Source organism: Ideonella sp. sgz306126 (assembly GCF_056032705.1).
Map to the genome: position 1 here is coordinate 473,192 of NZ_JBVYWP010000001.1, position 9,309 is coordinate 482,500.

Here is a 9,309-nt window from a genome sequence, read left to right on the forward strand (position 1 = left end):
CTGCCTGGCTTCGACCCAAGGGAGACCTGTGCAGGTTGAGCTGGACAGCGTACCGCAAGCCGGGACCTCCCCAATCCCACGGACGCCACGCCGGCGCTGAAGGGGGCGCCCTCATCCACAATCGGGCATGCCTTTGCATCGGCAGGTTTTCTTCCTCGGGGGCTTCGACCCGAAGAGCGCGCGACACTACCACCGCCTGTTTCGGGAGGCCGTTGCCCAACGGCCTGCGGACGCGAACCCCGGCCAGGTGCGCGTGGGCAGGCGCCAAACCGTCTCGTCCCATGTCGATGCCTGGGAGGTGGACTGGCTGGTGCCCGGCGGGCCGACGCTGCAGACGCGCTATTCGGTGATGCGCTGGGATGACATCGTCCGCAAGCACTGGCCAAGGCGCTTGCGGCAAACCCTGCTGGATTTCTGGCGCATCTATGTCCGCGCCGCCCTGGAGGGCATCTTCTGCAAGCTGTGGGACGGCTCGCGCGCCGGCTTCTGGATGGGGCTGCTGCCCATGGGCGTCAGTGCAGCTGTCCTCGCGACCTGCGCCGCCCTGGCCATGGCCGCTGGCGCCAGCGGCTGGCTGCCATGGGCCTGGGCGGCGGCGGCTGTTGTCCCGGCCTGGCTGGTGCTGTGGCGGGCCGCTGAGTCGCGTTTGGACACCGAGTGGCTGCTGCGGCTCTACGGCTTCACCTGGCAGCAGGCGCACGGAGAGTTGCCCGATCTCGAGCAACGCCTGGACGCCTTGGCCGACGAGTTGATCCGAGCGGTTCGAGGATCGGGTGCGGCCGAGGTGCTGCTGGTCGGCCACAGCACGGGCAGCATGATGGCCATCGCCGTGCTGGCCCGCGCCGGCCGCAAGGCGCCCTGGCTGGGGCGGCAGGGACCGACGGTGAGCCTGTTGACGCTGGGCCAGTGCACGCCGGTGCTGGCCTGGATGGGCGGCACCGGCCGCTTCCGGCGAGAGGTGCGCGAGGTGGCCGACCGCGCCGGGCTGACCTGGATCGACTATTCCGCACGCACGGACTGGGCTGCGTTTTCCCGGGTTCCCCCGTGGCTGGAGCCCGGCAGGGCGCGCTTGCTCCAAGCGTCACCACGCTTTCATCACTGCCTTGGAGATGACGCCTACCAGGCCCTGCTGAAGAACCGCCATGCCCTGCACATGCAATACCTGCGCGCGCCCCGTGTCGGCGGCGGCTACGATCCGGTGGAACTGACCTGCGGTCCGCTCACGCTTGGCCAGCGCTTCGATACCTTGGTGCAACCTGCCCGAACACCACGATGACCCGCTTCTGCCCGCATTACCCCCGCCCGGCCGACACTCAACCGTCGGCATGGCGCATGTTTTTCAGCAAGCGCCGGTCCTGGCTCGACGGGCTGTACGCGCGCAGCTACATGATGAAGATGGGCGAGATTCACCTGCCGGGTCTGGATCTGTATATGCTCAACGAGCCCTCGTTGGTACGCCGGGTGATGGTCGACGAAGCGAGCGCGTTTCCCAAGCATCCAATGCTGGGCGATGCCTTGCGGCCCTTGCTAGGCGACAGCATCTTCACCACCAACGGCTCGGTCTGGCAGCGGCAGCGCGCGCTGATGGAACCCTCGTTCGAGGCCGCGCGTGTCAAGCACGTGCTGGGGCGCATGCGGGATGCCGCACAAGCCATGGCCGTGCGCTTGCGCGCACTCGCGCCGGGTCAGGTGCACGACATGGAGGTGGAGATGACGCACGTCGCCGCCGACATCATCTTGCGGACCATCGTGTCGCAGCCGCTGGACAGCGAGAGCGCCCGCGAGGTCTTCGACGCGTTCGCGGGCTACCAAGCGCGCGCCCCACGTTTGATCATGCCGGCGTTCTTCGGGCTGCGCTGGCTCCGCCCCTGGGGACTCGCACGACGCAACCGGCAGGCCGCAGCCAAGATCCGGCGCCTGCTCACCACCTGGATCCGGCCGCGCTATGACGCTTACCAAGCGTCGCCGGACGGCGCCGACGGAACTGCCGCAAGCGCCGGGAGCGACATCCTGGCCAGCCTGCTGCGCAGCCGGGACCCGAAAACCGGCCAGGGCTTCCGCTTCGATGAGTTGGTGGACCAGGTGGCGATGCTGTTTCTGGCAGGCCATGAGACATCCGCCAGTGCGTTGTCGTGGGCAGTGCACCTGCTGGCCAACGCGCCTGACATCCAGGAGCGCCTGCATGCCGAGGCAGTGACCGGACTGGCCGATCTAGGCGACGACGCGGGGCGCATCCGCGGCTGGACGCTGGCACGCAACGTTTTTCGCGAAACGCTGCGCCTGTTTCCGCCGGTGGGCTTCCTGGCGCGCCAGTCGGCACGAGCGTGCACGCTGCGCGACAAGGCGGTGCCTCGCGACGCCTCGGTCGTCGTGTCGCCGTGGCTGATCCATCGGCACCGAGGCCTGTGGGATCACCCGGACGAGTTCGATCCGGATCGCTATGAGCGCGAGGTCGGCGACGATGGCGCCATCCCGGTCCACGAGTCGCTTCGACAGGCCTATCTGCCGTTCGGCATGGGCCCGCGGGTGTGCATCGGCGCCGCATTCGCACTTCAGGAAGCCAGCCTGATCCTCGCGACGCTGGCCCGCGAGTTTCGGTTCGAGCCCGTCGAGGGCCATGTCCCGGAGCCCGTGGGGCGGCTCACGGTCCGCGCGGGAAATGGTATTTTCTTGAAGGTCTTCCAGCGGAGCGGGGCTGCATGAAGGAGCGAGTTGCGGGATTCTTGTTGATGACGGCCGTCGTGCCGGCCGCGATCGCCGGCTATCTGCTGCTGGTCTGGGTCGGGTTCTTCGGCAGCACGGCACGCGGCCGTGCGGGCGTGAGGGCGCTCGATCATTTCGTCAACGCAACGCTCTTCAACGGCTACGCGTGGGAATCCGTCTCGTCGCATGCCTGGCGGATGCGACATCGGCCTTGGGCCCGGCGGGTCATCTGGTGCACCGACCTGCTTCAAAAAGGTCATTGCGAGCGCGCCAACCGTCGCGAACAGCCGCTCGTCGACCTGATGCTCGCCAAGCGCCTCCACCAACAGACGATCTTTTGATGGCTCAGACCGGTTCCGACGCCGATGCAGGCAGACCGGTCGCACGACGGCTGGCGTGTTATCTCGCCGGCTTCGACCCGCAGGGGCCTGGGCACTACCATCAACTCTACCGTGATCAAGCCGCCAGGCAGGCCCTGGTCAATGGCGCCTCGATCGAGGTCGGGCCGCGTCGCCGCCACGGCGAGCACATCGCGGCTTGGGAGGTCAGGTGGTCTGCCGAAGCCGCTCGGCCGGTCGAGACGCGCTACGAGTTTCTGCGCTGGGACGACATCGTTCGACAGCACTGGCCCAGGAGCAGGTGGCGCCTGCTGCTCAACACGGTCTGGGCCAGCGCCTGCATGTGGCGCAATGGCGTGATGTGGCGGACCTTGAGCCGATCGTGGCCGATGTTCGCGGTGATGGCGGCGCCCGGTGCGCTGCTGGGCCTTGTGACGCTGCTTTGCTGCGGGCTTGTGGCGGCCGGGATGTTTCTTGCCCTCCACGGCGCACCGATGATGGGCTCTGCGTTGTGGCTGATCGGAGTACCGCTGTCGATGGGTCTTGCTCTGCATGCCGAGCGCAAGCAGCATATGGCGTGGCTGATGCGCAGCCTGGCGTGCATCGTGAAGCAGGGTCGTGGCCGGACGCCCGAGCTGGAGGCGCGACTCGATGAATTTGCCACGCACCTGGCCGAGGCCCTGGCGGTAGGCGGATACGACGAAGTACTGGTGGTAGGACACAGTTCGGGCGCCATGCTGGCCATGTCGGTGGCAGCGCGTGCCTTGAGGCAGCAGGCCCGCACCCACGCCAAAGATGATCAGAGCTACTCGCAGCTCAGCCTGTTGACGCTAGGCCATTGCGCCCTGCTGCTGAGCGAGCAACCCGAAGCCCACGCCTTCCGCCAGGATTTGGCCGAGTTGTCGCTCGCCCGCTCGTTGTGCTGGGTTGACTTCGGCGCGCCGCCCGATGGCTGCTGCTTCCCCATGGTCGACCCCACCGAAGGCTGCCGAAGATCGAACCATGCAACGCTGGCACGCGGTCCCAAGCTGCTCAATCCTCGCTTTGCCCACATGTTCGGACCCGAGGCTTATGCCGAGATTCGAGCCGATAAATTCCGCTGCCATTTCCAGTATCTGATGGCAGGCGAGCGACCGTCCGGCTATGACTACTTTGCGTTGACCGCGGGCTCGCAAACCCTTTGTGACCGCTACGCATCAGTGGCAAGCACTCACTTCCATCAGTTCCAGTTCTTTGGACGGAAGGCACCATGAGGACGGCGATCGCGACGCTGGGCAGCGCCGGGGACCTTCACCCGTTTCTCGCCATTGCCCGGGCGCTCCAGGAGCGCGGCGACGAGGTGCATTTCTTGTCCCAGGAGCCGTATCGCAACGAGGTGGAAAGGCTGGGCATCCCCTTCACTCCGATTGCCACGGCATCGGAGCATCAGCGCACCCTCGACCATCCCGATCTCTGGCACCCGGTAAGGGGTTTCGGTGTTCTTTGGCGACACCTGGCCGTCCCTGCGATCGATCGAACGTGGCTCGCGCTATCAGGCCTTGCCGATTCAAATCCGCGGGCGTTGCGCGTCGTCGCCTCACCTTTGGTGGTTGGCGCGCGCCTGACGGCAGAGTTGCTTCCCATTCGCCTGACCACAGCCCACACGGCTCCGGCCTCACTTCGCTCACAGGAAGATCCGCTGTTCCTCAACGGACATCAGATTCCGACGTGGACGCCCAGGCCACTCCGAAAGGCACTCTGGCAATTCCTCGACCACTACAAGCTGGAACCCATGGCGGCGCCTGGGCTTCATCGCTGGCGCATGGCCCACGGTCTTCCGCCTTTGTCAGAACCCATCTTCGATCGCTGGCTTCATTCACCGACCCAAGTCATTGCCCTGTTTCCGAACGACTTCGGCCCGATGCCGCATGACTGGCCGCCAAACGTGCGTTTTGCCGGCTTCCCCTTGTATGACGCCGGATCCCCTTCAGGGACTGCTTCGGACCCTGAACTCGACGCCTTTTGTGCGGACTGCAAATCTGGCCCGCTCGTGGTTCTTTACCCGGGCTCGGTGCCGACACGTAGCACCAGCGACATTCGCCAGGCTGCAGGCATCTTGGCCACACAAGGCTATCGCTGTCTTCTATTGGATGCGAACAGCGAGACCCGTGGGCCCACCTCAAGCAAAAACCTACTCTTGCGTACCTGGGTTTCCCTGCCTCACGTACTCTCTCATTCTGACTTCCTCATACATCACGGAGGAATAGGAATGGCCGCTCAAGGAATCTACCATCGCGTCCATCAAGTGACGGCGCCCTCTGCTTACGATCAGTTCGACAATGCGTGGCGAATCACGAAATTTCAGGGACGTGAAATAAACCTACACCCGCTGACATCGCTTTCCAGACGCCTGCGCCGCTTGCCGCTATCTGACCACCGATGCCAACCGATACTGCGGGATGGCATGTGCCTGTCTAGGCCAGATGCCCCCAACGATGCCGTCAGAACCATACTCCGATGGATTTCGGAATGAAAAAAGCCCAGCTGCATTGCAACCGGGCTTTCGGATATTAGCCTGACGATGTCCTACTTTCACACGGGAATCCGCACTATCATCGGCGCTGAGTCGTTTCACTGTCCTGTTCGGGATGGGAAGGAGTGGGACCAACTCGCTATGGTCATCAGGCTTAACTTGTTGCCCATCCACGGTGCCGCCTGTGCAGGCGACTGGCCGGGAGAGCCAATTCAAAAGAGTCGAATCATATGATTGCGTACACCGAACAGGAATACGGTATAACTTGAATTCTCACCCAGTCTGCTTTGACGTGTATTTTACATCAAAGTTATAGGGTCAAGCCTCACGAGCAATTAGTACTGGTTAGCTTAACGCATTACTGCGCTTCCACACCCAGCCTATCAACGTCCTGGTCTCGAACGACTCTTCAGGGGGCTCAAGGCCCCGGCAAGACTCATCTTGAGACGAGTTTCCCGCTTAGATGCTTTCAGCGGTTATCTCTTCCGCACGTAGCTACTCGGCAATGCCATTGGCATGACAACCGATACACCAGCGGTGCGTCCACTCCGGTCCTCTCGTACTAGGAGCAGGCTCTCTCAATCTTGCAGCGCCCACGGAAGATAGGGACCAAACTGTCTCACGACGTTTTAAACCCAGCTCACGTACCTCTTTAAATGGCGAACAGCCATACCCTTGGGACCGGCTACAGCCCCAGGATGAGATGAGCCGACATCGAGGTGCCAAACACCGCCGTCGATATGAACTCTTGGGCGGTATCAGCCTGTTATCCCCAGAGTACCTTTTATCCGTTGAGCGATGGCCCTTCCATACAGAACCACCGGATCACTTTGTCCTACTTTCGTACCTGCTCGACTTGTCAGTCTCGCAGTCAAGCACGCTTATGCCAATGCACTATCACCACGATTTCCGACCGTGGCTAGCGTACCTTCGAACTCCTCCGTTACACTTTGGGAGGAGACCGCCCCAGTCAAACTGCCCACCATACACTGTCCCCAATCCCGATCAGGGACCAAGGTTAGAACCTCAAACACACCAGGGTGGTATTTCAACGTTGGCTCCACGACACCTAGCGGCACCGCTTCAAAGCCTCCCACCTATCCTACACAGATCTGTTCAAAGTCCAATGTAAAGCTACAGTAAAGGTTCATGGGGTCTTTCCGTCTTTCCGCGGGGAGATTGCATCATCACAAACATTTCAACTTCGCTGAGTCTCTGGAGGAGACAGTGTGGCCATCGTTACGCCATTCGTGCAGGTCGGAACTTACCCGACAAGGAATTTCGCTACCTTAGGACCGTTATAGTTACGGCCGCCGTTTACTGGGACTTCAATCAAGAGCTTGCACCCCATCATTTAATCTTCCAGCACCGGGCAGGCGTCACACCCTATACGTCGACTTTCGTCTTTGCAGAGTGCTGTGTTTTTAATAAACAGTCGCAGCCACCGATTCTCTGCGGCCTCATTGGGCTCACCAAGTCAATGGATCACCTACTAAAGGCACACCTTCTTCCGAAGTTACGGTGTCAATTTGCCGAGTTCCTTCTCCAGAGTTCTCTCAAGCGCCTTAGAATACTCATCTCGCGCACCAGTGTCGGTTTGCGGTACGGTCGTCTATAGCTGAAGCTTAGTGGCTTTTCCTGGAAGCAGGGTATCACTCACTTCGTCTGCAAGCAGACTCGTTATCACACCTCAGCTAAGCTCTCCGGATTTGCCTAGAGAGCATGCCTACATGCTTGAACCGGGACATCCAACACCCGGCTGAGCTAACCTTCTCCGTCCCCACATCGCACTATAGATCGGTACAGGAATATTGACCTGTTTCCCATCAGCTACGCATCTCTGCCTCGCCTTAGGGGCCGACTCACCCTACGCCGATGAACGTTGCGTAGGAAACCTTGCGCTTACGGCGAGGGGGCTTTTCACCCCCTTTAACGCTACTCATGTCAGCATTCGCACTTCTGATACCTCCAGCAGACCTCACGATCCACCTTCACAGGCGTACAGAACGCTCTCCTACCGCGCATATAAATATGCACCCGCAGCTTCGGTAACTGGCTTAGCCCCGTTACATCTTCCGCGCAGGACGACTCGATCAGTGAGCTATTACGCTTTCTTTAAATGATGGCTGCTTCTAAGCCAACATCCTGACTGTTTTAGCCTTCCCACTTCGTTTCCCACTTAGCCAATTTTGGGGACCTTAGCTGGCGGTCTGGGTTGTTTCCCTCTTGAGTCCGGACGTTAGCACCCGGTGCTCTGTCTCCCAAGCTGTACTCATCGGTATTCGGAGTTTGCAATGGTTTGGTAAGTCGCCATGACCCCCTAGCCATAACAGTGCTCTACCCCCGATGGTAATACTTGAGGCACTACCTAAATAGTTTTCGGAGAGAACCAGCTATCTCCAGGTTTGTTTAGCCTTTCACCCCTATCCACAGCTCATCCGCTAGTTTTGCAACACTAGTCGGTTCGGACCTCCAGTGCGTGTTACCGCACCTTCATCCTGGCCATGGATAGATCACCTGGTTTCGGGTCTACACCCAGCGACTAGACGCCCTATTCGGACTCGGTTTCCCTTCGCCTTCCCTATTCGGTTAAGCTTGCCACTGAATGTAAGTCGCTGACCCATTATACAAAAGGTACGCCGTCACCTTGCGGCTCCGACTTTTTGTATGCATGCGGTTTCAGGATCTATTTCACTCCCCTCCCGGGGTTCTTTTCGCCTTTCCCTCACGGTACTTGTTCACTATCGGTCGATTACGAGTATTTAGCCTTGGAGGATGGTCCCCCCATATTCAGACAGGATTTCACGTGTCCCGCCCTACTTGTCGTGCACTTAGTTCCACATTCGTCTTTTCTCATACGGGGCTATCACCCGCTATGGCCGGACTTTCCATTCCGTTCTGATAAAACAAATGCTAAAGAGCACAGGCTGTTCCGATTTCGCTCGCCACTACTTTCGGAATCTCGGTTGATGTCTTTTCCTCGAGCTACTGAGATGTTTCAGTTCACCCGGTTCGCCTCGCATGACTATGTATTCATCATGCGATACCCCTAAGGGTGGGTTTCCCCATTCGGAAATCTCCGGATCAAAGCTTATTTGCCAGCTCCCCGAAGCTTATCGCAGGCTATCACGTCCTTCGTCGCCTGTAATCGCCAAGGCATCCACCACATGCACTTAGTCACTTGACCCTATAACTTTGACGTCCAATGCTTTAAGACGCCGATCAAGGACTGGTATCCATCGTCAACGCTGAGACGATGGATGTTTGAGTATTCGCGTTATGCCGTATTCTTCAAACTCGTATTAGGAGTTGAAGTTCGTTGACGCAATCATAATGTTGCCGACGGCACGGTGTACTTCAGACACGCCCTTTTTCAAAAGCGCCCTTGATACTTTCCGTCGACAACTGATTCGACTCTTTGAATTGTTAAAGAACAACAGCCTTCTCTCAAAGGCAGACCCAAGATCCCTGAAGAACCTTGGGTCTGCACCCGACTTGAAGTGACTCGATGGTGGAGGATGACGGGATCGAACCGACGACCCCCTGCTTGCAAAGCAGGTGCTCTCCCAGCTGAGCTAATCCCCCATTTCCGTTGAACGGTTGGTGGGTCTGGTTGGATTCGAACCAACGACCCCCGCCTTATCAAGACGGTGCTCTAACCGACTGAGCTACAGACCCACGCATTCTTCATGCACGAGCCCAGCGTCATTCGCATCAACCTGGCCAGCTCTTGATGTACTCACGAGGCCATCTCGA

5 protein-coding genes, 2 tRNA genes and 2 rRNA genes are annotated in these 9,309 nt (G+C 59.9%); 5 read left to right on the forward strand and 4 right to left on the reverse strand.

Features of this window, described 5'->3' with window-relative positions:
• Positions 1-127: 127 nt before the first annotated feature.
• The 5 genes from AC0N04_RS02170 to AC0N04_RS02190 are packed head-to-tail and all read left to right on the forward strand — an operon-like array spanning position 128 to position 5,553.
• Positions 128-1,276, forward strand: coding sequence for a lipase family protein (locus tag AC0N04_RS02170; protein WP_474278150.1), 1,149 nt, complete (start codon positions 128-130; stop codon positions 1,274-1,276).
• Positions 1,273-2,703 (forward strand): cytochrome P450, encoded by a 1,431-nt coding sequence (locus AC0N04_RS02175; RefSeq protein WP_474278152.1) that lies wholly within the window; start codon positions 1,273-1,275, stop codon positions 2,701-2,703. Before AC0N04_RS02170 ends, AC0N04_RS02175 begins: the two co-directional genes overlap by 4 nt.
• Before the next feature lie 26 nt (positions 2,704-2,729).
• On the forward strand, positions 2,730-3,044 hold the full coding sequence (locus AC0N04_RS02180) for a hypothetical protein (protein ID WP_474278154.1): 315 nt from the start codon (positions 2,730-2,732) through the stop codon (positions 3,042-3,044).
• Positions 3,044-4,294, forward strand: coding sequence for an alpha/beta fold hydrolase (locus AC0N04_RS02185; protein ID WP_474278156.1), 1,251 nt, complete (start codon positions 3,044-3,046; stop codon positions 4,292-4,294). The genes AC0N04_RS02180 and AC0N04_RS02185 overlap by 1 nt, the downstream gene beginning before the upstream one ends.
• Positions 4,291-5,553, forward strand: coding sequence for a glycosyltransferase (locus tag AC0N04_RS02190; RefSeq protein ID WP_474278158.1), 1,263 nt, complete (start codon positions 4,291-4,293; stop codon positions 5,551-5,553). The genes AC0N04_RS02185 and AC0N04_RS02190 overlap by 4 nt, the downstream gene beginning before the upstream one ends.
• Before the next feature lie 40 nt (positions 5,554-5,593).
• Here the strand turns inward: AC0N04_RS02190 and rrf are convergent.
• From rrf to AC0N04_RS02210, 4 genes are all read right to left on the reverse strand, one after another.
• Positions 5,594-5,706 (reverse strand): 5S ribosomal RNA (rrf, locus tag AC0N04_RS02195).
• A 161-nt stretch (positions 5,707-5,867) separates the two neighbouring features.
• A 23S ribosomal RNA gene (locus AC0N04_RS02200) occupies positions 5,868-8,740 on the reverse strand.
• Between the two features lie 322 nt (positions 8,741-9,062).
• Positions 9,063-9,138: transfer RNA gene (locus AC0N04_RS02205), tRNA-Ala, on the reverse strand.
• Between the two features lie 16 nt (positions 9,139-9,154).
• Positions 9,155-9,231: transfer RNA gene (locus AC0N04_RS02210), tRNA-Ile, on the reverse strand.
• Between the last annotated feature and the right edge of the window lie 78 nt (positions 9,232-9,309).

What these genes read in the sequence shown, in the direction of transcription:
- AC0N04_RS02170 (WP_474278150.1), top strand. Translation starts at nt 128, where the DNA reads ATGCCTTTGCATCGGCAGGTTTTCTTCCTCGGGGGCTTCGACCCGAAG.
- AC0N04_RS02175 (WP_474278152.1), top strand. Translation starts at nt 1,273, where the DNA reads ATGACCCGCTTCTGCCCGCATTACCCCCGCCCGGCCGACACTCAACCG.
- AC0N04_RS02180 (WP_474278154.1), top strand. Translation starts at nt 2,730, where the DNA reads ATGACGGCCGTCGTGCCGGCCGCGATCGCCGGCTATCTGCTGCTGGTC.
- AC0N04_RS02185 (WP_474278156.1), top strand. Translation starts at nt 3,044, where the DNA reads ATGGCTCAGACCGGTTCCGACGCCGATGCAGGCAGACCGGTCGCACGA.
- AC0N04_RS02190 (WP_474278158.1), top strand. Translation starts at nt 4,291, where the DNA reads ATGAGGACGGCGATCGCGACGCTGGGCAGCGCCGGGGACCTTCACCCG.